The 26,946-nt window shown below is 55.9% G+C and carries 25 protein-coding genes; 20 read left to right on the forward strand and 5 right to left on the reverse strand.

Going from position 1 to position 26,946, the window contains the following annotated elements:
- From ACNKU7_RS08625 to ACNKU7_RS08665, 9 genes are all read left to right on the forward strand, one after another.
- Positions 1-1,212, forward strand: a complete 1,212-nt coding sequence (locus ACNKU7_RS08625; protein ID WP_418296565.1) for an NADH:ubiquinone reductase (Na(+)-transporting) subunit B — start codon at positions 1-3, stop codon at positions 1,210-1,212.
- Positions 1,205-1,987 (forward strand): Na(+)-translocating NADH-quinone reductase subunit C, encoded by a 783-nt coding sequence (locus ACNKU7_RS08630; RefSeq protein ID WP_418296566.1) that lies wholly within the window; start codon positions 1,205-1,207, stop codon positions 1,985-1,987. Before ACNKU7_RS08625 ends, ACNKU7_RS08630 begins: the two co-directional genes overlap by 8 nt.
- 2 nt (positions 1,988-1,989) lie before the next feature.
- Entirely contained in the window at positions 1,990-2,661 is a 672-nt protein-coding gene (locus tag ACNKU7_RS08635) for an NADH:ubiquinone reductase (Na(+)-transporting) subunit D (RefSeq protein WP_418296567.1), read from the forward strand.
- 3 nt (positions 2,662-2,664) lie between these two features.
- Positions 2,665-3,273, forward strand: coding sequence for an NADH:ubiquinone reductase (Na(+)-transporting) subunit E (nqrE, locus tag ACNKU7_RS08640; RefSeq protein WP_418296568.1), 609 nt, complete (start codon positions 2,665-2,667; stop codon positions 3,271-3,273).
- Positions 3,274-3,291: 18 nt separating this feature from the next.
- Entirely contained in the window at positions 3,292-4,518 is a 1,227-nt protein-coding gene (gene nqrF / locus ACNKU7_RS08645; RefSeq protein ID WP_418296569.1) for an NADH:ubiquinone reductase (Na(+)-transporting) subunit F, read from the forward strand.
- On the forward strand, positions 4,484-5,605 hold the full coding sequence (locus tag ACNKU7_RS08650) for an FAD:protein FMN transferase (protein ID WP_418296570.1): 1,122 nt from the start codon (positions 4,484-4,486) through the stop codon (positions 5,603-5,605). The genes nqrF and ACNKU7_RS08650 overlap by 35 nt, the downstream gene beginning before the upstream one ends.
- 2 nt (positions 5,606-5,607) lie before the next feature.
- Positions 5,608-5,865: a (Na+)-NQR maturation NqrM gene (gene nqrM, locus ACNKU7_RS08655; RefSeq protein WP_418296571.1), complete on the forward strand. Its 258-nt coding sequence runs from the start codon at positions 5,608-5,610 to the stop codon at positions 5,863-5,865.
- A gap of 72 nt (positions 5,866-5,937) precedes the next feature.
- Entirely contained in the window at positions 5,938-7,335 is a 1,398-nt protein-coding gene (sthA, locus tag ACNKU7_RS08660) for a Si-specific NAD(P)(+) transhydrogenase (RefSeq protein ID WP_418296572.1), read from the forward strand.
- Positions 7,332-7,799 (forward strand): thioesterase family protein, encoded by a 468-nt coding sequence (locus tag ACNKU7_RS08665; RefSeq protein ID WP_418296573.1) that lies wholly within the window; start codon positions 7,332-7,334, stop codon positions 7,797-7,799. The genes sthA and ACNKU7_RS08665 overlap by 4 nt, the downstream gene beginning before the upstream one ends.
- Positions 7,800-7,929: 130 nt before the next feature.
- Here ACNKU7_RS08665 and ACNKU7_RS08670 read toward each other — a convergent pair whose 3' ends face one another.
- Positions 7,930-8,247 carry a hypothetical protein gene (locus ACNKU7_RS08670; protein ID WP_418296574.1) on the reverse strand — a complete coding sequence of 106 codons (318 nt, stop codon included), beginning with the start codon at positions 8,245-8,247 and terminating at the stop codon, positions 7,930-7,932.
- A gap of 188 nt (positions 8,248-8,435) precedes the next feature.
- On the opposite strand from ACNKU7_RS08670, the gene ACNKU7_RS08675 reads away from it, so the two are divergent.
- The 4 genes from ACNKU7_RS08675 (at position 8,436) to ACNKU7_RS08690 (ending at position 13,475) form a co-directional block, all read left to right on the forward strand.
- Positions 8,436-10,067: an alpha/beta hydrolase gene (locus tag ACNKU7_RS08675; RefSeq protein ID WP_418296575.1), complete on the forward strand. Its 1,632-nt coding sequence runs from the start codon at positions 8,436-8,438 to the stop codon at positions 10,065-10,067.
- Positions 10,068-10,153: 86 nt separating this feature from the next.
- Entirely contained in the window at positions 10,154-11,395 is a 1,242-nt protein-coding gene (locus tag ACNKU7_RS08680; RefSeq protein ID WP_418296576.1) for a lipoprotein-releasing ABC transporter permease subunit, read from the forward strand.
- Positions 11,396-11,464: 69 nt separating this feature from the next.
- Entirely contained in the window at positions 11,465-12,214 is a 750-nt protein-coding gene (gene lolD / locus ACNKU7_RS08685) for a lipoprotein-releasing ABC transporter ATP-binding protein LolD (protein WP_418296577.1), read from the forward strand.
- Positions 12,207-13,475, forward strand: coding sequence for a lipoprotein-releasing ABC transporter permease subunit (locus ACNKU7_RS08690; protein WP_418296578.1), 1,269 nt, complete (start codon positions 12,207-12,209; stop codon positions 13,473-13,475). The genes lolD and ACNKU7_RS08690 overlap by 8 nt, the downstream gene beginning before the upstream one ends.
- Before the next feature lie 222 nt (positions 13,476-13,697).
- On the opposite strand, the gene ACNKU7_RS08695 is transcribed toward ACNKU7_RS08690, so the two are convergent.
- Entirely contained in the window at positions 13,698-14,234 is a 537-nt protein-coding gene (locus tag ACNKU7_RS08695; protein WP_418296579.1) for a DUF2062 domain-containing protein, read from the reverse strand.
- A 430-nt stretch (positions 14,235-14,664) separates the two neighbouring features.
- Here ACNKU7_RS08695 and ACNKU7_RS08700 point away from each other — a divergent pair, with 430 nt between their 5' ends.
- From ACNKU7_RS08700 to ACNKU7_RS08730, 7 genes are all read left to right on the forward strand, one after another.
- Positions 14,665-15,396: a GntR family transcriptional regulator gene (locus tag ACNKU7_RS08700; RefSeq protein WP_418296580.1), complete on the forward strand. Its 732-nt coding sequence runs from the start codon at positions 14,665-14,667 to the stop codon at positions 15,394-15,396.
- A gap of 21 nt (positions 15,397-15,417) precedes the next feature.
- Positions 15,418-16,296, forward strand: coding sequence for a methylisocitrate lyase (gene prpB / locus ACNKU7_RS08705; RefSeq protein WP_418296581.1), 879 nt, complete (start codon positions 15,418-15,420; stop codon positions 16,294-16,296).
- Between the two features lie 58 nt (positions 16,297-16,354).
- Positions 16,355-17,479, forward strand: coding sequence for a bifunctional 2-methylcitrate synthase/citrate synthase (prpC, locus tag ACNKU7_RS08710; protein WP_418296582.1), 1,125 nt, complete (start codon positions 16,355-16,357; stop codon positions 17,477-17,479).
- A gap of 159 nt (positions 17,480-17,638) precedes the next feature.
- Positions 17,639-20,236: a Fe/S-dependent 2-methylisocitrate dehydratase AcnD gene (gene acnD / locus ACNKU7_RS08715; protein WP_418296583.1), complete on the forward strand. Its 2,598-nt coding sequence runs from the start codon at positions 17,639-17,641 to the stop codon at positions 20,234-20,236.
- Positions 20,237-20,402: 166 nt separating this feature from the next.
- Positions 20,403-21,581, forward strand: a complete 1,179-nt coding sequence (gene prpF / locus ACNKU7_RS08720) for a 2-methylaconitate cis-trans isomerase PrpF (protein ID WP_418296584.1) — start codon at positions 20,403-20,405, stop codon at positions 21,579-21,581.
- A gap of 424 nt (positions 21,582-22,005) precedes the next feature.
- A complete protein-coding gene (locus ACNKU7_RS08725) occupies positions 22,006-22,332 on the forward strand; it encodes a hypothetical protein (RefSeq protein ID WP_418296585.1) in 327 nt (108 codons plus the stop codon).
- A 221-nt stretch (positions 22,333-22,553) separates the two neighbouring features.
- Positions 22,554-23,486, forward strand: a complete 933-nt coding sequence (locus tag ACNKU7_RS08730) for a putative phage abortive infection protein (RefSeq protein ID WP_418296586.1) — start codon at positions 22,554-22,556, stop codon at positions 23,484-23,486.
- Positions 23,487-24,187: 701 nt separating this feature from the next.
- Here the strand turns inward: ACNKU7_RS08730 and ACNKU7_RS08735 are convergent.
- From ACNKU7_RS08735 to ACNKU7_RS08745, 3 genes are read right to left on the reverse strand one after another with little or no spacing between them, the layout of a single operon-like run.
- On the reverse strand, positions 24,188-24,781 hold the full coding sequence (locus tag ACNKU7_RS08735) for a hypothetical protein (RefSeq protein WP_418296587.1): 594 nt from the start codon (positions 24,779-24,781) through the stop codon (positions 24,188-24,190).
- A 51-nt stretch (positions 24,782-24,832) separates the two neighbouring features.
- On the reverse strand, positions 24,833-25,915 hold the full coding sequence (locus tag ACNKU7_RS08740; RefSeq protein WP_418296588.1) for a hypothetical protein: 1,083 nt from the start codon (positions 25,913-25,915) through the stop codon (positions 24,833-24,835).
- 17 nt (positions 25,916-25,932) lie between these two features.
- Entirely contained in the window at positions 25,933-26,856 is a 924-nt protein-coding gene (locus tag ACNKU7_RS08745; protein ID WP_418296589.1) for a hypothetical protein, read from the reverse strand.
- Between the last annotated feature and the right edge of the window lie 90 nt (positions 26,857-26,946).

Raw genomic sequence — 26,946 nt, forward strand, 5'->3', positions numbered from 1 at the left:
ATGTTGCGTAAATTACTCGACAACATGGAGCCGCACTTCCACAAAGGCGGAAAGTACGAAAAGTTCTACGCGCTGTATGAAGCGATCGACACCGGTCTGTTCCAGCCGGCTGATCGCACCAAGTCTACTGCGCACGTGCGTGACGGTATCGACCTGAAGCGCATCATGATCACTGTGTGGGCTTGCGCCATGATCCCCATGTTCTACGGCATGTGGAATGTGGGCTTCCAGGCCAACACCATCATGGCTGACATGGGCCTGACCGAAGCAGCCGGCTGGCGTCACGCCATTATCGGCGCGCTGACTGGTTACGATGCCAACAGCCTGTGGGACAACCTGATCCACGGCGCCATGTACTTCCTGCCGATCTACGCGGTGACCTTCATCGTGGGCGGTATCTGGGAAGTGCTGTTCGCCGCTGTACGCGGCCATGAAGTCAACGAAGGCTTCTTCGTAACTTCCATCCTGTTCGCGCTGACCTGTCCGCCGGATCTGCCGCTGTGGATGGTGGCCATGGGTATCAGCTTCGGTGTGGTTATCGGTAAGGAAGTGTTCGGTGGTACCGGCAAAAACTTCCTGAACCCGGCGCTCACCGGTCGTGCCTTCCTGTTCTTCGCCTACCCGGCAGCGATGTCTGGCGACGCGGTTTGGACTGCAGTTGACGGCTACACCGGCGCGACTGCACTGTCTGTGATGGCGAGCGAAGGCATCCAGAGCGGTGTGGTTAACGCTGCTGCCGGCCAGCTGACCTGGATGGACGCCTTCTTCGGCAAGATGCACGGTTCCATCGGTGAGACTTCCACCCTGGCGATGCTGATTGCCGGTGTGATCCTGATCGGTATGAAGATTGCGAGCTGGCGCATTGTGGCCGGTACCCTGCTGGGTATGATGGCGACCGCTACGCTGTTCAACTTCATCGGTTCCGATACCAACCTGATGTTCAATGTGCCCTGGTACTGGCACCTGGTTGTGGGCGGTTTCGCCTTTGGTCTGATCTTCATGACCACCGACCCGGTTTCCGCTGCCATGACCGACGCTGGTCGTTGGTGGTACGGCATCCTCATCGGCGTAATGTGTGTGTTGATTCGCGTGGTGAACCCTGCTTTCCCGGAAGGCATGATGCTGGCGATCCTGTTCGCTAACCTGTTCGCGCCGCTGTTTGACCACTTCGTGGTGCAGTCCCATATCAAACGGAGGTTGGCACGTGGCTAATAAAGACTCTGTAAAAGGTACTCTGATTGTCGCGCTGGTGCTGTGTATCGTCTGTTCTGTGGTGGTTTCCACCGCGGCGGTGATGCTGAAGCCCACCCAGAAGGCCAACGCCGAGCTGGACATGAAGAAGAACGTATTGCTGGCCGGTGGCCTGATCGATGCCGATCAGAGCAACGCCAAGGCCATCGAAGATGCGTTTGAATCTGTGACCATCAAGTACGTAGACCTGCGTACCGGCAAATTCACCGACGAAGCGCCTGCCGGCGGTACTGGCCGCGCTGCGGCCAAGATTGCCAGCGCCAGTGAAAAGCTGCCTGCGGAAGAAGACACCGCCAAGATCATTCGCCGTGAAAACACCAAAGAGGTGTACCTGGTGGAGAAGAATGGCGAGCTGCAGCGCATCATCCTGCCGGTTCGTGGCTACGGCCTGTGGGGTCAGCTGTACGGCTTCCTGGCTCTGGAAAGTGACCTGAAAACCGTAGCGGGCCTCGGCTTCTACGAGCACAAGGAAACTCCGGGACTGGGTGGTGAAGTTGACAACCCGCGCTGGAAAGCCCAGTGGAACGGCAAAGAAGTTTACGATGCCAACGGCAACGTAGATATCACCGTAATCAAGGGCAGTGTTGATCCGAACAGCCCCAAGGCTGCGCATCAGGTAGATGGTCTCTCCGGAGCCACCCTGACCAGTAAGGGCGTCGACAACCTGGTTAACTTCTGGCTGGGCAGCCAGGGTTACGGTCCCTTCCTGAAAAATCTGAAAGCAGGGGAGGCGTAAGCATGAGCACGAAATTAAAAGACACTCTGCTGGAGCCGGTTTTCAACAACAACCCCATCGCGTTGCAGATCCTCGGTATCTGTTCTGCGCTGGCGGTGACCAGCTCACTGCAAGTGACGCTGGTAATGTGTATCGCTCTGACCACGGTTACCGCGTTCTCGAACATGGCGGTATCCCTGATCCGTAACCAGATCCCCAACAGCATCCGTATCATCGTGCAGATGACCGTGATTGCATCGTTGGTAATCGTGGTGGATCAGATCCTGAAAGCGTACGCCTACGACATTTCCAAGCAGCTGTCGGTATTCGTTGGTTTGATCATCACCAACTGTATCGTAATGGGCCGCGCGGAAGCCTTCGCCATGAAGCACGGTCCCAAGGACAGCTTCTTCGACGGTATCGGCAATGGTCTGGGCTACAGCTTCATCCTGATCTGCCTCGCAGTGATCCGTGAACTGTTCGGTGCGGGCAAACTGTTCGGTATTGAAATCCTGTCTACCGTCAACAACGGTGGTTGGTATATCCCGAATGGTCTGCTGCTGTTGCCGCCGAGCGCATTCTTCCTGATCGGTCTGATCATCTGGGCAATCCGTACCTGGAAGCCGGCTCAGGTGGAAGAGCAAGAGTTCAAGATCGCGCCTAACTCTAAAGCTGTTGCGGCGCAGGAGGCCTGATAGATGGAACATTTTATTTCTCTGATCATCCGCGCCGTTTTCATTGAAAACATGGCGCTGGCCTTCTTCCTCGGGATGTGTACCTTCCTGGCGGTATCCAAGAAGGTCGAAGCGGCGATTGGTCTCGGTGTTGCGGTAATCGTAGTACTGACCATCACCGTTCCGGTTAACAACCTGATTTACACCTACCTGCTGAAAGACGGTGCGCTGGCATGGGCCGGCTACCCGGATGTAGACCTGAGCTTCCTCGGCCTGCTGTCTTACATCGGCGTTATCGCGGCTCTGGTACAGATCCTGGAAATGTTCCTGGATAAGTACGTGCCGGCGCTCTACAACGCCCTGGGTGTATTCCTGCCGCTGATTACCGTGAACTGCGCCATCATGGGTGCGTCTCTGTTCATGGTGGAGCGCGAATACAATTTTGGTGAATCTGTTGCTTATGGCTTCGGCGCCGGCCTCGGCTGGGCGTTGGCGATTACCGCTCTGGCGGGTATTCGCGAGCGTATGAAGTACAGCGACGTGCCGGAAGGCCTGAAAGGCCTGGGCATCACCTTCATTACCGTTGGTCTCATGTCGCTGGGCTTCATGTCCTTCGGCGGCATCGATATCTAAGCGGGGAGGTCGAATAACATGGAATTAACCGATATCTATTTTGGCGTAGGCATGTTCACCGTGATCGTGCTGGCGCTGGTAGCCATCATTCTGGCTGCCCGCTCGCGCCTGGTGAACACCGGTGACGTCAACATCCTGGTCAACGGTGAGAAAACCCTCACCGTGCCGGCGGGTGGCAAACTGCTGCAGACCCTGGCTGCCAACAACCTGTTCCTGGCCTCCGCCTGTGGCGGCGGCGGCAGCTGCGCGCAGTGTGTGTGTAAGGTTCTCGAGGGTGGTGGCGACATGCTGCCGACCGAGGCTGCGCACTTCACCCCGCGTGATGCCAAAGCCGGCAAGCGTCTGTCTTGCCAGGTGGCTGTTAAGCAGGATATGAAGATCGAAGTGCCCGAAGAGGTGTTTGGTGTGAAGCAGTGGGAATGCACTGTGGAATCCAACCCCAACGTGGCCACCTTCATTAAAGAGCTGACCCTGAAGCTGCCGGAAGGTGAGAACGTCGACTTCCGTGCTGGCGGTTACGTCCAGCTGGAAGCGCCGCCCCACCACGTGAAATTCTCCGACTTCGATATCCAGCCGGAATATCGCGGTGACTGGGAGCACTTCGGCTTCTTCAAGCTGGAATCCAAGGTTACCGAGCCGGTGGTGCGCGCCTACTCCATGGCCAACTACCCGGAAGAGAAGGGCGTTGTTAAGTTCAACATCCGTATCGCCACTCCGCCGCCGCGCACCGAGGGTATCCCCCCGGGCCAGATGTCTTCCTACGTCTTCAACCTGAAGCCGGGCGACAAAATGCGCGTATACGGTCCCTTCGGTGAGTTCTTCGCCAAGGACACCGAGAACGAGATGGTCTTCATCGGTGGTGGTGCCGGTATGGCGCCGATGCGTTCGCACATCTTCGACCAGCTGAAGCGCCTGAACTCCAAGCGCAAGATCAGCTTCTGGTACGGTGCGCGCTCCCTGCGCGAGATGTTCTACGAGGACGACTACAACGGCCTGCAGTCAGAGTTCGATAACTTCCAGTGGCACATCGCCCTGTCTGATCCGCAGCCGGAAGACAACTGGACCGGTTACACTGGCTTCATTCACAACGTAGTGTACGAAAACTACCTGAAGGACCACCCGGCTCCGGAAGACTGTGAGTACTACATGTGTGGACCGCCCATGATGAACGCGGCGGTAATCAACATGCTGAAGAACTTGGGCGTAGAGGATGAAAACATCCTGCTCGACGACTTCGGTGGCTGATGACCACATGATTGGCTGTGTAACAACAACCACAAAAACAGGGCCGAAGCTTTCGGCCCTGTTTTTGTTTGTGCGCAAAGGGTTTTTGGGTGTGGTGAGCGTGTTGCTGGCACTGGTGCTGGCAGCGTGTGAAGGCAAACCCGAGAGCTGGAAACTGTCCGGCCCTACAATGGGAACCAGCTACCACATCACGCTGGTGCAGGTGCCCGCAGGGGAGGCGAAAGCCCCGTTGCAGTCGGCAATCGATGCCGAGCTGGCTGCGGTCAACCAGGAAATGTCGACCTATATCCCGGATTCAGAGCTGATGCGCTTTAATGCGGCGGCGGTGGATGCGAAGGTTGAAGTGTCCCGGCACCTGGCCGGTGTAGTGGGGCGTTCACTGGATATCTACCGCCGTAGCGGCGGCGCGTTTGATGTCACCATCGGGCCTCTGGTGAACCTGTGGGGTTTCGGGCCCAATCCTGAGCCTGAAACCATCCCGTCCGCGGAAGACATCGAGCGTTTGCAGCAGGTGCTTGGCTCCGACGCACTGACGCTGGATGGCCTGGTGCTCAGCAAGTCGCGCCCCGTATCCATCGACCTCTCGGCCATAGCCAAGGGGCACGGTGTCGATCGCGTGGCGGAGCTGCTGGAGTCGCGCGGTATCACCAACTACCTGGTTGAGGTAGGCGGCGAGCTGCGTACTGCCGGGGTCAACCCGCAAGGGCAGCCTTGGCGCATTGGCATTGAGCGGCCGACGGCCGGTCAGGTCGTCCAGAAACCGATTCAGGTGAGCGGTCGCGCGGTGGCAACGTCCGGTGATTACCGCAACTACTACGAGCGCGACGGCAAGCGCTACGCTCATACACTCGATCCGCGCACCGGCCGCCCGGTCGAACACCGCCTCGCATCCGTGACTGTAATCGCGGACAATTGCGCGGAAGCGGATGGCCTGGCGACGGCACTGAATGTGATGGGGGCCGACGCGGCGTTAGAATTGGCGGATAAAGAAGGTCTGGCGGTGTTTCTGCTGGTGAAGTCTGACGAAGGCTTTGAGGAGCGCTATAGCGCTGCCTTCACTCCATATCTTGAAAGTCAGGGGAGGTAACCGTGACTATTTATATCCTCGCATTTGTCATTTTGGTTTTGATTGTCACCGGTATGGCACTGGGTGCGATTATTCAAAACAAGCCGTTGAAAGGTTCCTGCGGTGGCCTCAACAAAATCGGCATGAAGAAAGACTGCGATATTTGTGGCGGGGACGACCAGGAGTGTGAAAAGGAGCAGGAGCGCCAGCGCAAGATCGCTGAAGCGAAAGCGGCTTCTGCTACCGACCTGGCTTACGATGCCACCAAGCGCCGGGACTGATCCCGGCTTTGGCGTAGCTTGTGCGCCATGATTGGATCCAATAAACACTTAAATAAACAAGACAGAAATTCGATGGCAGATTCCAAGTACGATCTGGTAATAATCGGTTCCGGCCCGGCCGGTGAAGCGGCAGCGATGAGCGCCGCAAAGAAAGGACTGCGTGTTGCAGTAATCGAGCGCAGCTCCGCAGTCGGCGGCAATTGCACCCATAAGGGCACCATTCCTTCCAAGGCACTGCGTCACTCCGTAAAGCAGCTGATGCGCTACAACACCCATGCCGTGTTCCGTGCGCTGGGTGAGCCGCGCCGTTTGACCTTCCCGCAGGTGATGGAAACGGTAAACAAGGTCATTTCCTACCAGGTGGAAATGCACACCAGTTTTTACGCGCGCAATCGCGTGGATCTGATTACTGGCGATGCGCAGTTCCGCGACGCCAACAGTGTCGTGGTACAGCTGACCGATGGTGCCCGTGAAATCGTCACCGCGGAAAAATTCGTTGTGGCCACCGGCTCTCGCCCGTACCGCCCGGCCGATGTCGATTTCAATCATGAGCGCATCTACGACAGCGATACCATTCTCGACATGGAGCACACGCCGCAGGCCATCATCATTTATGGTGCCGGTGTAATCGGTTGCGAATACGCATCGATTTTCGCTGCGCTCGGGATGAAGGTGGACCTGATCAACAGCCGTGGCCACCTGCTGGAGTTTCTCGATGACGAGATTTCCGATGCCCTGAGCTACCACCTGCGCGACATGGGCGTTACCGTTCGCCACCGCGAGGAGTATGCGCGTGTAGTGGGTACCGATCGCGGTGTGACCATGGAAATGCAATCCGGCAAACGGATTTCCGCGGACGCGTTACTGTGGTGTAACGGGCGCTCCGGTAACACTGGTTCCCTCGGTCTGGAAAATGTCGGCCTTGAGGCCAACCACCGCGGCCAGCTCGCCGTGGATGATCACTATTGCACGTCAGTAGAGAATATTTTCGCTGTGGGCGATGTGATTGGCTGGCCGAGTCTCGCCAGCGCGTCCTACGACCAGGGCCGCGCTGCCGCGGATGCCATAGCCGGGCGCGAGCATCGCCTGATTGAAGATGCACCCACAGGCATTTATACCCTGCCGGAGATTTCTTCCGTGGGTAAAACCGAGAGCGAGCTGACCAATGCCAAGGTGCCTTACGAAGTAGGGCGTGCACTGTTCAAGCACACTGCGCGGGCGCAGATTTCCGGTGAGCGCGTGGGCATGCTGAAAATCCTGTTCCACATCGAAACCCGGGAAATTCTCGGTATCCACTGTTTCGGTGCGGAGGCGGCGGAAATCGTGCACATCGGTCAGGCGATCATGAAGCAGCCGGCTCCGAACAACACGATCGATTTCTTCGTGAACACCACGTTCAACTATCCGACCATGGCCGAAGCCTACCGCAGTGCGGCGCTGGACGGCCTGAACCGGGTGACCCGCCTGTGACCGAGCCATCGCCTTCTGAATTCCGTCAGCTGGTGGAGGGGATATTTGCCGATATCCCCTTCGTGCGCGAAGTCGGTCTCGGCTTGCACGAGTTCGATCTGGAAAACCAGACGCTGTCCGCGGCGTTCGAGCTGAAGCCGCAGCTGATCGGCAACCATTTCAAGAATATTCTGCACGGCGGCGTGATCGCTACGGCGATGGATACCGTGGGCGGAATGACGGCAATGGTTGCGGCTTATCAGCGTATGGGTGGGTCAATCGACTGGAACGAAAAGATCCAGCGCCTCACGCGTCTGGGCACTGTGGACATGCGGGTGGATTACCTGAAGCCCGGCCGTGGATCCCATTTTGTCTGTGAGGGATCGATTCTGCGGGTGGGCAATAAGCTCGTGGTAACGCGCATGGAGCTGCACAACGACAGTCAGGAGCTGATTGCCACTGGAACGGCAACCTTCCTTTACTGACGGTTGCTGACCGGGTATCAATGGGTGAACCCGGGATCGGGCCGCAGGGCGATGTCTGTGATCGGGTATCGCCATCCTCGATTCGAGCGATGGCGATTCTTTCCAGCAGTGGGAAGTGGCGAGGCTGTTCTCAGCCGCGGTGCTTTTTCACCACGTGCAAAACGCGCTCGTACTCAAAATAAACGTAGAAATCTGCATATTCCCAGCGAGTGATCGCCGGTTCACCGACCGGGCCCTGGATGCTCAGCGGCTCGCCCAGTTCAGTTGTTACAAATTCCTGCTTCTTGCCGCGGAGGATGTTGGCCTCGGCCACCAGTCCCTGACTACCTACCGGTACTTCCACCGTCTCGGCCTGGGCTGTAAGTGCAGTCGTGAAGAGCGCGGCGCCGAGCAGGGATGCCATGCCAAGGCGGCTCAGCAGGGAAGAAGAATGGCGGTTTGAGAACATACTGTCTCTCCGATTTGATTATTCGAGTTGTCAGGCATTAAAGCAGATATTGTGCCGAAACACGCGGCATTCTTCACGTTTTATCTCCCCTCTATTGCACGAATAGCCCCGGATAGCCAGGTTTGGGGAGTGACTCTTGGTCAATATGCTAGGCTGATATTTCAACTCGACCCATCAGGCAGTCACGGATGCGACTCCCGCTTCAATTCTCTACCGCAGGGTTGCTGGTAGGTACCATCTTCTTTGCGCTTTCCCTGACGCCCTCGCTCATCCCGCGGGAAGGCGTGGTGCAGGGGGCGATTTCCGGTGTGTCCACGGTTGCCGGCTACGGCGTCGGCGTGTTCGCGGCCTGGCTTTGGCACTATATGGAGTTGCCGGCGGTCAGCGGTCGAACCCGCGCAGTGTTGCGCTGGCTGGTTGCCGCAGTGTGCGTGTTGCTGGCCGTGGGATTCCTGTTGCAGGCAACCAGCTGGCAGAACTCGGTACGGGCGCTGATGGGGCTGGAAGAGGTGCCCGGGGTCCGCCCGTTTACAGTCGCGCTGGTTGCTGCGCTGGTGTTTCTTGTGCTGCTGTTGATCGCAAAACTGTTCCGGCGCTTGTTCTATTTCCTGTCCGGCAAGCTGCAGCGCCGGGTGCCGCGGCGGGTCGCCACGCTGCTGGGGCTGGTGGCCGCGTTCCTGTTGTTCTATTCCGTGATCAGTGATGTGGTGCTCAGCGCAGCGCTGCATAAAGTAGATGCCATATACCAGCAGCTGGACGCGCGCATCGCGCCGGATATGGAGGCGCCAACCGGGGCCAACCAGGCTGGTGGCCCGGACTCGCTGTTGCGCTGGCAGGATATGGGGCACCAGGGGCGGCGTTACCTGGCGCTCGGGCCAAAGGAAAAAGATATAGCCGAGGTATCCGGTCGCGCAAAAGACCCGATCCGCGTCTATGTAGGGCTTAACGCGGCAGAGACTCCGGAGGCCAGGGCCAGTCTGGCACTGGAAGAACTCAAGCGGGTAGGGGGCTTTGATCGCGCGAATTTGATCCTGATTACGCCTACCGGTACCGGCTGGGTGGATCCCGGGGCGATCAATTCCATCGAATACCTGATGCGCGGGGATATCGCCAGCGTCGCCGCCCAGTACTCCTACCTGCCCAGCCCCATCGCGCTGATGACCGAGGATGCCTACGGCCGCGAGACGGCGGAGGCATTGTTTCAGGCCATTTATGGCCACTGGAGCAACCTGCCCAAGCAGGCCAGGCCAAAACTGTACCTGTTCGGCTTGAGCCTTGGCGCGCTCAACTCCGACCGATCCTTTGATTTCTACGACATCATCGACGATCCCTTCCACGGCGCGCTCTGGACAGGGCCGCCATTCCGCTCCGACACCTGGCGCATGGTCACGGCCCATCGCGATGAGGGCTCCCCGGCCTGGTTGCCGGAGTTTCGCGGCGGCTCGGTAGTGCGTTTCGGCAACCATTTCGGCGGCTACGAGAAGGGCGGCCAGCCCTGGGGGGACTTCCGCATCGCCTATCTGCAGCACGGCAGTGACCCCATCGTCTTTTTCGATCCCGCGGCGGCCTACCGCAAACCGGCATGGATGGAGAAGCCCCGCGCACGGGATGTGTCGCCGGATCTGAAGTGGTACCCGATCGTGACCATGCTGCAGCTGGGAATGGATATGCACGCCGGTATTGCGCCCATGGGTTACGGCCACAGCTACGCGCCGGAAGATTATGTGCACGCCTGGTATCAGCTCACCCAGCCCGAGGGCTGGGATGAAGCCAGCCTGAAGCTGCTGAAAGAAAAACTGGGCAAGTGGAATCCCCGCTGAAATCTGCGGTCACACTTGTAAGACGGCTCCGAGTATTGTGCGTAAATGCTTGGATTTCTTGGCGTTTTTCCGCTTAAATCAGCCACATGATAAAACCTGTACCCCTCTATATTGGCCTCCGCTACGTGGCCGCCCGCCGTCGGCAGCAGTTTATTTCCTTTATTAATGGATTCTCCCTGTTGGGAATGGCGCTGGGCGTTTTTGCGCTGATCGTGGTTACTTCGGTAATGAACGGTTTCGACCGGGAGCTGAAAACGCGGATCCTCGCGGTGGTGCCCCATGGGTTCGTGGAGCACAAAGATGGCCTGGACGACTGGCAGGGCGCTGCCGACCAGTTGCGCGGCCAGCCGCACGTGGTGGCGGCGAGTCCTTTTGTCCGCGGCTTTGCGCTGCTCGGTGCCAATAACCAGTCCCAGGGCGTCGAATTCCAGGGCATTGATCCCGAGGCCCTGCGCGAGGTTTCCGCCGTTGGCGAAAACATGCTGATGGGCGGCATGGATACCCTGCAGCCGCGCAGCTACGAAATTGTCCTCGGCCGCATCCTCGCGCGCCAGCTCGGGGTCATTCCCGGGGACAGCGTCATCCTCACACTGCCGGAAGTGGTGATCACCCCCGCCGGTATTTTCCCCCGCACCAAACGCTTTACCGTTGCCGGCGTATTTTCGGTGGGTGCCCAGGTAGACCAGAACATGGCCCTGATGCACATCGAAGACGCCGCGCGCCTGCTGCGCATGCCGGGCAAGGTGCAGGGGCTGCAGCTCAAGTTCGATGACATGAACAATGCCCTCGGCCGCGTGGAAGGTTATGCCGCCGGCCTGGGTGAAGGTTTCACCGGCGAAGACTGGAGCCTTTCCCAGGGCAGCCTGTTCCAGGCGGTGAAGATGGAAAAGACCGTCGTCACCCTGATGCTGATGATCATTGTCGCGGTAGCGGCGTTCAACATCGTCTCGGCCCTGGTGCTGATGGTGGCGGACAAGCGCTCAGACATCGCCGTGCTGCGCACACTGGGCCTTACCTCGCGCCAGATCATGGCGGTATTCGTGGTGCAGGGCAGCGCGATAGGCATCATTGGCGCATTCATTGGCGCCGCGCTCGGTACCCTGATCGCCCTTAACCTGACCGACCTGGTGTCTTGGGTGGAGAACTTCCTCGGCGCCAAGATTTTTGATCCCCGGGTGTTTTTTGTGAGCTTCCTGCCGTCGGAATTCCGTGCCGGCGACGCCGCCATGGTACTGAGTGCCGCGGTGATCATGAGCCTGCTCGCAACCCTGTTCCCGGCGTGGCGTGCGTCCCAGATCGCACCGGCAGAAGCACTGCGCTACGAATAACCCAAATACTGCCGCAGGTGCCTGCAAACAGGCGCCTGCGGGAAAACGAACAGAGCACAGACAAACCAGATGAACAGCCAAGTGGAAATCAAACCGGAAGAGGCGCGCTCGCAGCCGTCCGCAGAAATCGTGCTGGCCTGTCACCAGCTCAGCAAAACCTACAAGCAGGGCAGCAACGAGCTGCAGGTATTGCGCGGCGTCGAACTGCAGGTGCCGAAGGGCGAGCGGCTGGCGATCGTCGGCGCGTCCGGCTCCGGCAAGTCAACGCTGCTGAACCTGCTGGGTGGCCTCGACACGCCGAGTACTGGCGAGGTGTGGGTGTCCGGACAGAACCTGGCCAGTCTCAACGCCAACGAGCGCGGCTGGCTGCGCAATTCGAGCCTCGGTTTTGTGTACCAGTTTCACCACCTGCTGAATGAATTCACCGCGCTGGAAAACGTCGCCATGCCACTGCTGATTGGCAAGCAGTCCGTGAGTGAAGCCCGCGGAGCGGCGCAGGAAATGCTCGAGGCCGTCGGCCTCGGCCAGCGCCTGGACCACAAACCGGCGCAGCTGTCTGGCGGTGAGCGCCAGCGTGTCGCCATCGCCCGCGCACTGGTGGCGAAGCCGGCCTGTGTGTTGATGGACGAGCCCACCGGCAACCTGGATCGCAACACCGCGCACGAGATTCACAAACTGATGGATCGCCTGAACCGGGAAACCGGGATCAGCTTCATCATCGTCACCCACGACCCGGAACTGGCCGGCGCGCTGGATCGCTGCCTGCACCTGGAAGACGGCCAGCTGGTGGAAGGCTGGCAGCAGGGTGAGCATGTTTAAGCCGCTTCCCGCATTTATCGGCCTGCGTTACGCGGGCGCCCAGCGCAGCGGGCATGACTCCGCCGGACTGGTGTCATTTATTTCCGGCCTGTCGATGATCGGCCTGATCCTAGGCGTGGCGCTGATGATCGTGGTGATGTCGGTGATGAACGGCTTTGACCGCGAGCTGCGCGAGCGGATTCTCGGCATCATGCCGCACGCCACCGTGTACAACGCCAGCCCGGATATCAACTGGCAGCAGCTACGCGATGAGGTGGAGGCCTTTCCCGGCGTGACCGCCGCCGCCGAGGTGTGGCAGGTCAATGGCCTGGCGCGCAATGGTCTCGAAGTCACCCCGCTGCTGGTGCAGGGGGTGAACCCGGAAACCATCGTGAAGGTGTCGAGCATCGCCGAGTTCCTGCAGCCCGACAGCTTCAACGCGCTGACGTCCGACCCGCTGCAGCCGGGCATCATTCTCGGCAAGGGCATTGCCGACAAGCTTGAGATCGCCGTGGGCGAGCACCTGTCCGTGGTGGTGCCGCAGAGTGGCAATGCCGAAAATGGCGGCCGCGCCGCCGCGCATCTTGCGGGCTTCAAAGTGGTGGATATTTTCCACTCGGGCACCGCGCTGGATCATTCGCTGGCACTGGTGGACTGGGCGCAGGCGAAAGAACTCGCCGGCGGCGCTGGCGGCGCCGGGGTACAGATGCGGGTGGAAGACATGCTGCGCTCGTTTGTGGTGTTCCAGCAATTGCTGCGGCAGCTGCCCGCCGAGGGCTACTACGGCAACGACTGGACCGGCACCCACGGCAACCTGTACCAGGCGATTCAGATGTCCCGCAACCTGGTCGGCCTGCTGGTGTTCCTGATCATCGCTATCGCCGCCTTCAACGTGGTGTCCACCCTCGTCATGGTGGTGATCGACAAGCACGGGGATATCGCGATCCTGCGCACCATGGGCGCCAGCACCCGCGAAATCCTGCTGACCTTTGTCAGCCAGGGCGCGCTGGTGGGTCTAATCGGCGTGCTGGTGGGCGGGGCACTCGGTGTGCTCGGCTCGCTGGTGGTCACCGACCTGGTGGCGGGGCTGGAAAGCCTGTTCGGCATCCAGTTCCTGAAATCCGACGTCTACCCGGTGGACTACCTGCCGTCAGAGTTGCAGTGGGGCGATGTGCTGCTGGTGGTGGGCGCCGGCTTCCTGCTCAGCCTGATTGCGACCCTGTATCCGGCCCGCCAGGCCAGCCGGGTTCAACCGGCCGCTGCCTTGCGTCACGACTATTGATCTCCCGCCGTCATGCCGGACTTGATCCGGCATCCAGTGCGGGGGTTAGGGCTACTTCTGAGCTGGATCCCGGATCAAGTCCGGGATGATGCACACAGATACCGTCATGCCGGACCTGATCCGGCATCCAGTGCGGGGGTTTGGATTACTTCTGAGCTGGATCCCGGATCGAGTCCGGGAAGACAAGAAGGGGGGTAGGAGAGAAGGGGCAAGAGGGCGGGCTTAATTGCCCTGTTTCAACTGCGCCTTGCGCAGTTCCAGCCGCTGTTTCCAGCGTTTCACCACATGCCAGCGCCACACCGCCTGCATCACAAAGTAGGCGAGGGTGGCGAAGAACAGCCCGCAGATAAGCGACCCGGAAAACAGTGGCAGCCAGATCCGGCCCACTTCCTGCGTCAGCCACTCCCACGACAGCTCAATCCGGAACTCCAGCGGCGGCGTGCCCAGCAGCCAGGCGCCCAGTTTGTAGGTGCTGTAAAAAATGGCGGGCATGGTGACCGGATTGCTGATCCAGACCAGGATCATCGACAGCGGCAGGTTGCAGCGAAACCACAGTGCCAGCAGGGCGGCAATCAGCATCTGCCCGGGAAGCGGCAGGAAGCTGGTAAAAATGCCAACCGCGAACGCCACGGATACTGAGTGACGGTTCAGGTGAAACAGGTTGGGGTCGTGAAGCAGGTTACCCAGAAACTTCAAGCCATTATTGGCGCGCACTTGCTCGGGGGTTGGCAACCAGCGCCGGATAATACTTTTGGGCATGATTCTAGTCTGCTCGATCCTAGGTTGCCTTTCGGAAAATTCAGAAGCCCAACACACCTACATGGTCGGTCTCCATGAGCGGCTCCTCCACGCAATTACGACCCTGAAAGGATAGGGTGAACAGGTGTGAGCGCGGCCCGGAGTTGGGCGGCGGGTATTATGCCCATATCACCTTTTCAAGACTACCATTCAGATGCCGGTTCCTATCGGCACGATTGTTCGATTTTATGATAGCCGTGTGCAACCCCCGTCTGCTGAAACCTGCGGCAATTCCGGTTTGGGCGCTCATTTCTTCCGTATTTACATAAATGACCTTTTAGTCACCGCTTTGCTTTCGGGTTGTCGACAAAAGTAGGGTTGACGACGCTAAATTGGCCGTTTAACCTGCCTCGCACTATAAAACTGTCGACAATCAAGCGGTGGTGGATTTGTGAGCGAGACTGCAGCGAGCAAAGATCAGGGGCGCGGGGACTTCGCGCCTGCCCGGGAAGACGGGGATTCCATGGCCGGCGCAAGAAGCCTGGCCGATCGCCTGTTCCTGACGCTGCGCAGTGAAATTGTCGAAGGCCACATCGCCGCCGGCAGCAAAGTCAGTGAGCCTGAGCTCGCCCGTCGCTTCGACGCCAGCCGCAGCAGCCTGCGTGAAGCCCTGATGCGGCTCGAGTCCCTCGGCCTGCTGGAGCGCCGGGTCAACGTGGGCGCGCGGGTGGTCGACCTTACCGAGCGCGGCCTGCTGGAACTCTACGACGTGCGCGAGGCGCTCGAAGGCATGGCCTGTCGCCTGGCCGCCCAGAACCGTAGCGAAGAAGACCTGGCAGAGCTGCGCCACATGCTGCACCGCCACGAGCAGCAGGAAGAGCTGCAGAAGGGCACCGCCTACTTCCAGCCGGAAGGGGACTTCGACTTCCACTTCCGCATCGTGCAGGCCTCCAACAACGACCTGCTGATCGACACCCTCTGCAACAAGCTTTATTACCGCGTGCGCATGTACCGCTACCAGCTGGGTATGGCGAGCCCGCGCGCGCACCGCGCCTTCCGCGAGCACAGCCACATCATCGAGGCCATCGAGGCCGGTGACGGCGAGCTGGCCGAAATCCTGATGCGACGCCACATCCGCGCGTCGCGCAGCAACATCGAAAAGAAACTTTCCAAAACCGATTAAATGAGAGAACAGGGGCAGTTTATGAGCAGACCTGAATCCGCCGGCGCACGTTTTCGCCAGGCCCTGAAAGACAACCAGCCGCTGCAGGTTGTCGGCACCATCAACGCCTACACCGCGATCATGGCCGAGCGCATCGGCCACCAGGCGATCTACCTGTCCGGTGCCGGCGTTGCCAACGCCTCTTACGGCCTGCCGGACCTGGGCATGACCAGCCTCGACAACGTGCTGGAAGACGTGCGCCGCATTACCGCCGCCTCCAGCCTGCCGCTGCTGGTGGACATCGATACCGGCTGGGGCGGTGCGTTCAATATCGCGCGCACCATCAAGGAAATGATCCGCGCTGGCGCCGCCGCCGTGCACATCGAAGACCAGGTGGCGCAGAAGCGCTGCGGCCATCGCCCGAACAAAGAGATCGTTTCTAAAGAGGAAATGGTTGACCGCATCAAGGCCGCGGTGGATGCCCGTACCGACGACGACTTCTTCATCATGGCCCGTACCGATGCGTTCGCGCAGGAAGGCCTCGAAGCCGCCATCGAGCGCGCCCAGGCGTGTATCGAAGCCGGCGCCGACGGCATCTTCGCCGAAGCCGTGACCGAACTGGAACACTACCGCGCGTTCAAAGATGCACTGAATGTACCGATCCTCGCCAACATCACCGAGTTCGGCAAAACCAAGCTGTACAACAAGGCCGAGCTGGCGGAATCCGGTGCCGACATGGTGCTGTACCCGCTGTCTGCCTTCCGTGCCATGAACAAGGCCGCGGAAAACGTCTACACCAGCATCCTCGCCAATGGCGACCAGCAGGCCGTGGTAGACACCATGCAGACCCGCGCGGAACTGTACGACTACCTGAACTACCACGAGTTTGAAGACAAGCTCGACGCGCTCTTCAAGAAGTAAGAGTTCAAGAAGTAACAATCCATAAAGAAATAATTCGCGAGAAAAGAGGACTTAAGAGATGGCAGAGAAAAAAGTTGGCGGAGCAGGCCTGCGCGGCCAGGTAGCTGGTAAAACCGCACTTTCCACCGTAGGCGTATCCGGCTCCGGCCTCACTTACTGCGGCTACGACGTCAAAGACCTGGCAGAAAACTGCGAGTTCGAAGAAGTCGCCTACCTGATTTTCAACGGCGAACTGCCCACCGCAGCCCAGCTGGCGGACTACAAAGGCATCCTCAAAACCATGCGCGGCCTGCCACTGGCCCTGCGCGAAGTGCTCGAGCGCATCCCAGCCGACGCACACCCGATGGACGTCATGCGCACCGGCTGCTCCATGCTGGGCAACCTGGAAGGCGAAGAATCCTTTGAGCAGCAACAGGATCGCGCCAACCGCCTGCTGGCCGCATTCCCGTCCATCATCTGTTACTGGTACCGCTACACCCACGACGGCGTGCGCATCGAAACCGAAACCGATGACGACTCCATCGGCGGCCACTTCCTGCACATGCTGCGCGGCGAAAAGCCGAACGACCTGCATGCACAGGTAATGAACGTATCCCTGATCCTGTACGCAGAGCACGAGTTCAACGCCTCCACCTTCACCGCGCGCGTATGTGCCTCCACCCTGTCTGACCTGTTTAGCTGCATCACCGGCGCCATCGGCTCCCTGCGCGGCCCGCTGCACGGCGGCGCCAACGAAGCGGCGATGGAACTGATCGAGCGTTTCTCTTCCGCCGACGAAGCGGAAAAAGAACTACTGGGCATGCTGGAGCGCAAGGAAAAGATCATGGGCTTCGGCCACGCGGTATACACCGAATCCGACCCGCGCAACGCCATCATCAAGCAGTGGTCCGAGAAGCTGGCTGCAGACGTTGGTGACACCGTGCTGTACCCGGTTTCCGTACGCTGCGAAGAAGTTATGTGGCGCGAGAAGAAGCTGTTCTGTAACGCCGACTTCTTCCACGCCTCCGCGTACCACTTCATGGGCATCCCCACCAAGCTGTTTACGCCGATCTTCGTAATGTCACGCGTAACCGGCTGGGCCGCCCACGTATTTGAACAGCGCGCCGACAACCGCATCATCCGCCCGAGTGCCGAGTACACCGGCCCGGAACTGCGTAAAGTGACTCCGATCGCTGAGCGTTAATTTTTACTTTACTACCCCGTCATTCCGGCCCTCTCGTCATTCCGGCGAAGGCCGGAATCCAGCTCCACCGAACCACCCGCGAGCACTGGATCCCGGATCAAGTCCGGGATGACGAGTGAAGAACATCAAGCACCAATCAACCCGAACGGGTGATATACGATGAACACCGAATTCCGCAAAAAACTCCCCGGCACAGACCTAGATTATTTCGACACTCGTGAAGCAGTCGAAAACATCCAGCCGGGCAGCTATGAAAAACTGCCGTACACCTCCCGTATCCTGGCAGAAAACCTCGTGCGCCGCTGTGAGCCAGAAAAACTCACCGACGCCCTCAAGCAGATCATCGAACGCAAGCGCGACCTCGACTTCCCCTGGTTCCCCGCGCGCGTCGTCTGCCACGATATTCTCGGCCAGACCGCACTGGTGGACCTTGCCGGCCTGCGCGACGCCATTGCAGAGAAGGGCGGTGACCCCGCCAAAGTAAACCCGGTGGTGCCCACCCAGCTGATCGTCGACCACTCCCTGGCCGTCGAACACCCCGGTTTTGAAAAAAACGCGTTTGAAAAAAACCGCGAAGTGGAAGAGCGCCGCAACGAAGACCGCTTCCACTTCATTAATTGGACCAAAACCGCATTTGAAAACGTCGACGTAATCCCGCCCGGCAACGGCATCATGCACCAGATCAACCTGGAGAAAATGTCTCCGGTGGTGCAGGTGAAAGAAGGCGTTGCCTTCCCGGATACCTGCGTCGGCACCGACAGCCACACCCCGATGGTGGATGCGCTCGGCGTAATCTCCGTGGGTGTGGGCGGTCTTGAAGCCGAGAGCGTGATGCTCGGCCGCGCCTCCTACATGCGCCTGCCTGACATCGTCGGCGTCGAGCTGACCGGCAAACTGCAGCCCGGCATCACCGGTACCGACATGGTGCTGGCGCTGACCGAATTCCTGCGCCGCGAGCGCGTGGTGGGTGCATATCTCGAATTCTACGGCGAAGGCGCCTCCAGCCTGAGCCTGGGCGACCGCGCCACCATCGCCAACATGACGCCCGAATACGGTGCCACCGCCGGCATGTTCGCCATCGACGAGCAGACCATCGACTACCTGAAACTCACCGGCCGCGACGACGCGCAGGTAGCGCTGGTAGAAAAATTCGCGAAAGAAACCGGCCTGTGGGCAGACAGCCTGAAGAATGCCGAATACGAGCGCGTACTCAAGTTCGACCTGTCTTCCGTTACCCGCAACCTGGCCGGCCCGTCCAACCCGCACGCACTGCTGCCGGTATCCGAACTGGCCAACCGTGGCATCGCCAAAGAGTGGAAGGAAGAAGAGGGCCTGATGCCCGACGGCGCGGTGATCATTGCCGCGATCACCAGCTGCACCAATACCAGCAACCCGCGCAACATGATTGCCGCGGGCCTGATTGCACGCAACGCCAATAAACTCGGCCTGACCCGCAAGCCCTGGGTAAAAACCTCCCTGGCACCGGGATCCAAGACCGTAAAAATGTACCTGGAAGAAGCCAACCTGCTGCCGGAACTGCAGCAACAGGGCTTCGACGTGGTCGCGTTTGCCTGCACCACCTGTAATGGCATGAGCGGCGCGCTGGATCCGAAAATCCAGAAAGAAGTGATCGACCGCGACCTGTACGCCACCGCCGTACTCTCCGGCAACCGCAACTTCGACGGCCGTATTCACCCGTACGCCAAGCAGGCCTTCCTGGCCTCGCCGCCGCTTGTGGTGGCCTACGCTATCGCCGGCACCATCCGCTTCGATATCGAGAAAGACACCCTGGGTTACGACAAAGACGGCAACCCGGTCACCCTGAAAGATATCTGGCCGAGCGACGAAGAGATCGACGCGATCGTCAAACAGAGCGTGAAGCCCGAGCAGTTCCGCGAGGTCTACATCCCCATGTTCGATTTGGCCAAGGCTGAATCCGAGAAGGGCGAGCCGCTGTACAACTGGCGCCCGCAGAGCACCTACATCCGCCGCCCACCGTACTGGGAAGGTGCGCTGGCCGGTGAGCGCGCGCTGAAAGGCATGCGCCCGCTGGCGGTGCTGGGTGACAACATCACCACCGACCACCTGTCGCCGTCCAATGCGATCCTGGCCAGCAGTGCCGCCGGTGAATACCTGGCGAAAATGGGCCTGCCGGAAGAGGACTTCAACTCCTACGCCACCCACCGCGGCGATCACCTCACCGCCCAGCGCGCCACCTTCGCCAACCCGAAGCTGTTGAACGAAATGGTGCGTGACGAAAACGGTGAAGTGAAGCAGGGCTCGCTGGCGCGCGTTGAGCCGGAAGGTAAAGTCACCCGCATGTGGGAAGCCATCGAAACCTACATGGACCGCAAGCAGCCGCTGATCATTATCGCCGGCGCCGACTACGGCCAGGGTTCCTCCCGCGACTGGGCCGCCAAAGGCGTGCGCCTGGCCGGTGTGGAAGCGATTGTGGCGGAAGGCTTCGAGCGCATTCACCGCACCAACCTGATCGGCATGGGCGTACTGCCGCTGGAGTTCCTGCCGGGCACCACCCGCGAGACCCTGGGCATCGACGGTACCGAAACCTTCGACGTACTCGGCGACCGCACCCCGGGCGCAACCCTCACCCTGCTGATTCACCGCAAGGATGGTGAAACCGTAGAAGTGCCGGTGAAATGCCGCCTGGATACCGCCGAAGAAGTCTCCATTTACGAAGCCGGCGGTGTACTGCAGCGCTTCGCCAACGACTTCCTCGAAGCCGAAGCCAGCGCCTAAACCAACTCCTCGTCATCCCGGCGAAGGCCGGGATCCAGAAAAAAACCTCGTCATCCCGGACCCAATCCGGGATCCAACAAACCCTCGTCATGCCGGACTTGATCCGGCATCCAGGGGCACTGGGTCCCGGATCAAGTCCGGGACGACGAACAGTGTGAGAACCACAATGACTCATGCACCCCAAATCAAAGTCCCCGCCACCTACATGCGCGGCGGCACCAGCAAAGGCGTGTTCTTCCGCCTGCAGGATCTCCCGGAATCCGCACAGGTTCCGGGCGCCGCGCGCGACAACTTCCTGCTGCGGGTGATCGGCAGCCCCGATCCCTACGGCAAGCAGACCGACGGCATGGGGGGAGCCACCTCCAGCACCAGCAAAACCGTCATCCTGTCGAAGAGCGAGCAGCCGGAGCACGACGTGGATTACCTGTTTGGCCAGGTCTCCATCGACAAGCCGTTTGTGGACTGGTCCGGCAACTGCGGCAACCTCACCGCCGCCGTCGGTGCCTTCGCCATCAACAGTGGTTTTGTCGATGCAGAGCGCGTGCCAGCGAACGGCATCTGCACCGTGCGCATCTGGCAGTCTAACATCAAGAAAACCATCATCGCCCACGTACCCATCACCAATGGGGAAGTGCAGGAGACCGGTGATTTCGAACTGGACGGCGTCACCTTCCCGGCGGCCGAAGTGCAGATCGAATTCATGGACCCGGCGGATGGTGAAGGGGCGATGTTCCCCACCGGCAACCTGGTGGACGACTTGGAAGTGCCGGGAGTCGGCACATTAAAAGCCACCATGATCAACGCCGGCATCCCGACCATCTTCGTCAACGCCGCGGATATCGGTTACACCGGCACCGAACTGCAGGAAGCCATCAACGGTGACGACAAGGCGCTGGCCATGTTCGAGACTATTCGTGCTTATGGTGCGAAGGCCATGGGCCTGATCGCAACGGTGGAAGAGGCAGCCGCTCGCCAGCATACCCCCAAGGTCGCGTTCGTAGCGGAACCCAAGGGCTATGCAGCATCCAGCGGCAAGCAAGTGGACGCGGGTGAAATCGACCTGCTTGTGCGCGCTCTCTCCATGGGCAAGCTACACCACGCCATGATGGGCACCGCTGCGGTGGCCATCGGTACTGCCGCCGCCATTCCCGGCACCCTGGTCAATCTGGCCGCTGGGGGAGGGGAGCGCAATGCTGTCACCTTTGGCCATCCTTCTGGAACGCTGAGGGTCGGCGCGGAAGCGGAAGTTGCCAACGGGCAGTGGACTGCCACCAAGGCCATTATGAGCCGCAGTGCGCGGATTCTTATGGAAGGGTGGGTGCGGGTGCCCGGTGATTCCTTCTGAGCTGAGGGTCGCTTGACTTATTTGCTTGCTCTATTCGCTTTTACGTTTTCTTGTAATGGCTCGTCAGGGAGGCAGTAGCCCCCTGACACATATTCTGAACCTCAAAATTCCTATTGCGTGTACGGTAAATAGCCAACCTCCTTTTCAGCCGGCCAAGATCACGAGACGCGTCGTCTATCCACTGAGAAATACTTCTAAGTCATTGACTTTGAAGGACCGCTTAATATGATCATGAGGCGTCAATCAAAAAAATTAATTTCGACGCGTCGCGTTATCACACCGATAGAATGGCGTGACGATATTTCAACTTATGAAAAATTTAGGTTTTATCCACTTTGGGGGAAAGCGTGCCTCGTGGATAGACGACAGCTGGATAAATAGACGCGTCTTTTGAATTAACTGTTATGAAAATTAAAGGAAAAAAATGAAAAAATACGCTTTTTTTGGTTGTACGTTACTGGTGCTATCCACAGTTTCAAGTGCGAGTGACTTGATGGAAGAGAAGCTCAAGCGTATGAACGGATTAAATCCCCAGAATGTGAATGTCAGTGGGCTCCAGGCAATGATTGGCAGTTTAGCGATGGAAGCTTGTGCCCAGGTTTTAAGAAATTATGCATTATCAATTGGAATTGAAGATATTAATAAGCAGGATGAATTCATTGAAATGATGAAAGAGAACGGAGAACTCGAAAGCTGTGCACACGATAAAATAGTACAAAGCTATCCAGAAGATCCGTCTTATTACAATTAGCGGTTTAAACTATTTACGAATCTTAGTTGTCAAATGCCCACTGAATAGAGACGTCTAGTTTGACCCCTAAAAAGGCATAACAAAGCAATGCAGCCGACGTCTTACTTTGTGTGATTTTTGCACGGTCGATGTGCTCCCATTTTCGTGCAAAAAGCACACAAAGCAAGCCACGTCTGATTGCGCCGTTATGCGTCAGTAAGAGTCAAATAAGAATTTTAACTATGTCAAAAAGAAGAGTTTATACAATTTGTATTTCTGCGATATTGATTGCAGCGCTAGTTGTTTCCCAATATTTCAGAATATTTAATGGTGATCTCAGTGAGAATCAGGCAGATTGGGCAGCTTTTGGATCATTTCTTGGTGGAACCGTTGGAGCCATTTTTGCTTCTCTTTCATTCTTTGCGCTTATCTATACAGTATTTTTGCAGCGTAAGGAATTAGATACAGCCATATCCGCTTTAGATAAAAGTGCCGTTGCACATGAACAGCAAGTTAAAAACCAAGAAATCCAGAAGTTTGAAACAACCTTTTACTCTTTACTCGAGCAACACAATCAATCGATACAGAGAGTATTCAGCAAAGATTCAGATTATCACTATTTCTTGAGTAATCTAGAGACCGTGGCAGAGAAAAATGGTGTAGATGAGTTTTTGAAAAATAGACAAAATCATATTTTGTCAAACATTGAAGTTTCACAGTATTTTAGAATACTCTATCAAATACTTAAATATATAGCTAAAAACAACATAAAAAATGTCAATCGTGAATATAGCGCTTCCTATTTGTCAGATCGAAAATCAATTTCGGAAAACGAAAATGTTGAAAAGCTTTACGCAAGTATTGTAAGAAGCTTTGTGCCGGTAAGTTTGCTTCCGGCACTTGCTCTCAACTGCATCCCAAGACATGATGGCCTAAACAACTTAGATCTGTTTTGGCTTCTATTAGAGCGGTATGAATTTCTTGAGCATATGAGGGTAGATAGGTTGCCTAATAACCTGTCGTCTTATCATATTCTAAATAGATACTGCTATGCCTTGGGAAATAATGACTTTTTTAAGGTAAAGTACCAAGTTTTGCTAAGTAAGTATCCGGATCTGTTTAACGAAGATCTGATGGAAGGTGGTCTTTTATATACACTGCATGAGTACGCATAACAAAGCGCGGCAGAGGGACGGCGTTAAGCAATGGAGAGCCAGAGATGATCGTAACTATAACAGGATGTCTGATTTTCGCTGTAAGTATTTTGCAAATTCGATTTCCGAACTTAGCAGTTCTTTTAAATAATAAAGATCCAGCGACCTAGGAATTTCTTGGGGCCCCATCAGGGTTTTCTTTCGCAGACCTAGGTAATACGCTTTCACTTTTCAATTGGGTTCTTTCTAAAAGGTTCTTAGATTCAAATAATCCGGATATCGTTGCAGAAGGACAAAGGGCACATATAAAGGCTCGTAGAGTAAGATATGGCCTTATTTTGGGCCTAGTTATAATGGTGGCGGGGTTGGCCATGGCTCTTGTGCAGTCATTTGCTTAACAAGGCCGGGCGATTCGCTCCAGGCCTACCGCCCTCCTCGGGACAGCTTACTTTGCGCGCATTTTGCGCAGGTCGCTACGCTCCCATTTTCGCGCAAAAGGCGCAAAAGGTAAGCTGCCCCTGCCGGCGGCGTTAGGGCGATGAAGTCGGCCGTCGAAGGATTAAATGTTTGCGGAATGGGTTTAGATGAATAATAATTGGGGTCAGAGTAACGTTTTGACAGTGGATGCTACGGAGGTATAGGGTGCCAATATTTTACTCTGGCCCCAATATTCCTACATGCTCTGACTCCAATATTGCGTATCCTTCTCCCTTTTTTCGTATCTATTTTAGAGTAGATGACTTCAGTCTGTATATTACAGCCTGCATCACTGCTGAGATAACAGCTCCTATAACTACACCAATGATCAGAGTCACTGGTTGCAAAGAATCCATGGAGGCAAGCTTCTGTCCTAACTCGGTCAAAGAATCTAGAACAACTTTTTTAAATCTCTCATCTCTGTCTTCTGATTCTATCGTTTGTGTAAGCTTTTCTCTGAGTGGGAAGCAGTATTCGTTGAATTCGGAATTTTCGGCTTCCTGAATTTCACCAAAAACTCCCTTGGATCTTTTCCATCCGATCCGTTCAGCTTCTTTAACTAGATACTCTATGTCGATAAATGAGTCGAGAGCGTCATGTTCTATCTGTACAATATGTGCTCGGAATGTATTTTCTTCTATGTCCCACGCAATATCATGGATGGTGAAATTGTTGGTGCTAGACACAATTTTCATCCCTACTAATGGCTGAAAGCCGAGCGTTACACCACCTCTGTAGAGAGTTATAAATTTATCCCTGTCTTCGCTCCATATGTGAAGCACAAACACTCCGGAAAATGTGTGATCCTGGTTAAAATCCGTTTCTTTTTCTTGTTCCATTTCTAAGCATCCCCCTAACTTTGAGTGGGGTTATCGGGCGTTTAATTGCATCTAGGTTTTTAATGATTTTATGAGGGCGCCGATTTGATCAAGGCCGTCATAGGTAGATGGTAGTTTTTCATCGCCTGACACAATACCGGCAAATATTACATTCTCAAATTTTGCAAGTGATTCATTGTCTTTGCTTTTTAGTTCCTTGGCATAATCAGAATAGCTTTGAATAAAACGGCAGAGTGTCTTTCTTAGTTCTATCTGAATAAGCTGGGACTTGAGAGATTTAAAATTAAAGAGGAGTACTCTGAAATAGTAAATTAGCAATGCTGTGATGGAGATTACCGGGAAAAGAGACATCCAAAATATATTGGATGATGTATTAACTTCGTCAGCGTTTTTGATTAAATATCCAAGCTCAAAAGTTGCGGGAGCAAATGTTAGTAAGCCAATCCCCCAAAGGGCCATTAGAGTAACCACTAGCTCCCCTTTTTTTGCGGTCGCAAGTTCATCAAAACCCTGATGCAAGCCGACAAAGTTAAAAGCTGTTTTGTATTTATCTAGGGAATTCTTAAGCTGGTTAACAGCTTCAGTTTTCTTAATGATTTCCCCGTCTAGCTGCTTAGTTAAAGCATTAATCTTACCAACGGAACCATTAAATTCCTTAATGCTTCCTATAGCCTCGCTATTGGTTACACGTCTAAACATCTCCAAAGGCATGCTAACTTGGGCAAATTTTATTTGTTCTCTAGCTTCATACTCAAATTTTTCCAAATTATCAAAGAAAAACGACTTTGCAGCGTTAAATTCAAAGCTAAATTCACCACCGCTAGAAGCATAGAATTCCATCAGAAATCTACATAGGCTTGATGCAAAGTTGTCAAGATGTTCTTTGCTTAATTGTTCGTCATCTAGACCGTTTATCTCTTGGGCGGAGCCGGTTAGATTTGTTCCTATCCACTCAATATTTAATTGGCATCGAGAATCCCATTGTTCGGATTCCTTATTCATTGATGTAAGAATAAACCTACAGTGAATATTTCTCTTTTCTTCGAATTCATCTTTAGCCTTCATTAGGCTAATTTTTGAACGGGCTTCTGCGAGTATGGATTTATGATGATCTATGGTAAAAAACTGTCTCACATTGGTTCCTATTTTTCCTAATTTTTCATGGGTGCAAGTTCAAGGTACCTGCTCATATTCCATGCCATTTTCTTACCTAAATTTTGAATTGCTTCCTGCTGACTTAAGCTCTCATCAGTGAATCCGCATGATATGATTTTTGAAATTATTTCTGCGACCATATGTAAAAAAGTTTGAATATGAAAAAGCTCAGTCGATTCCTTTGGGTAGTTTTCAGGAACAGAAAATCGATTAGGATTACTAAACGTCAAGCCATGTTTAAATCCGAAGCCGTTTATTTCTAATATGATTTGGTCTCTTACCTCCAACGAGAGTTGAAGTAACTCATTTGCTGTTTTTTTTGCATCTGGGAACGATTCTTGTTTTATATTGACATTTTCTATGATTCTGTGCGCTTTGTTATAAAGTGCGCATGCATCAGAAAAGAAATCTAGACATGAGAGGTCTCCAGTCTTTGCTCCTGGGAAGGCGTTCAGGTGTATCCTGTCGATGTCAAAACTCTTTAATATACTGTGTGGATGTGAGTGTTGGTCCCTTTTTAGACCATTTAGTTTTTCTTCTAGATAATCGCGATGTTTGAAATAGTTTGTGAAATTATTGTGAGACTCTGATGCGGTGATTTGCCGCTGTTGCTGTGCCGCACGGTAGTTGGAAACCATTAAGGCAAGGACTGCAAGCTCAGCTGTAGCGATTCCAACAGGAAGTTTTAATACTTCAAAAACTGATTTATTTATTCCCTTCAGGCTCCAAGAAAACCCAAAATCGAACCAGCCTGTAATTCCACACGTAAGAATAGCAATAAGAATCGAGAGAGAAGAAAAGTCTAACCACTTCTTGTACCAGTCTGTGGTTACCCATCCCTCTGGGGTCGGATGAACCCAGCTATATAGCCACCGAACTTTTGACTGGTATGGCGTTCGTCTAAGTTTCTCTTGAGACATCACCCTGTCCTTAACTTCCTTTATTTAGAAGAGGTTATTTGTTATGGCCCTACATGTTCTAGAATGTGACAGGCATCACGATTGTAGCGA

Source organism: Microbulbifer weihaiensis, assembly GCF_048323715.1.
In the GTDB taxonomy this organism is placed as follows: domain Bacteria; phylum Pseudomonadota; class Gammaproteobacteria; order Pseudomonadales; family Cellvibrionaceae; genus Microbulbifer.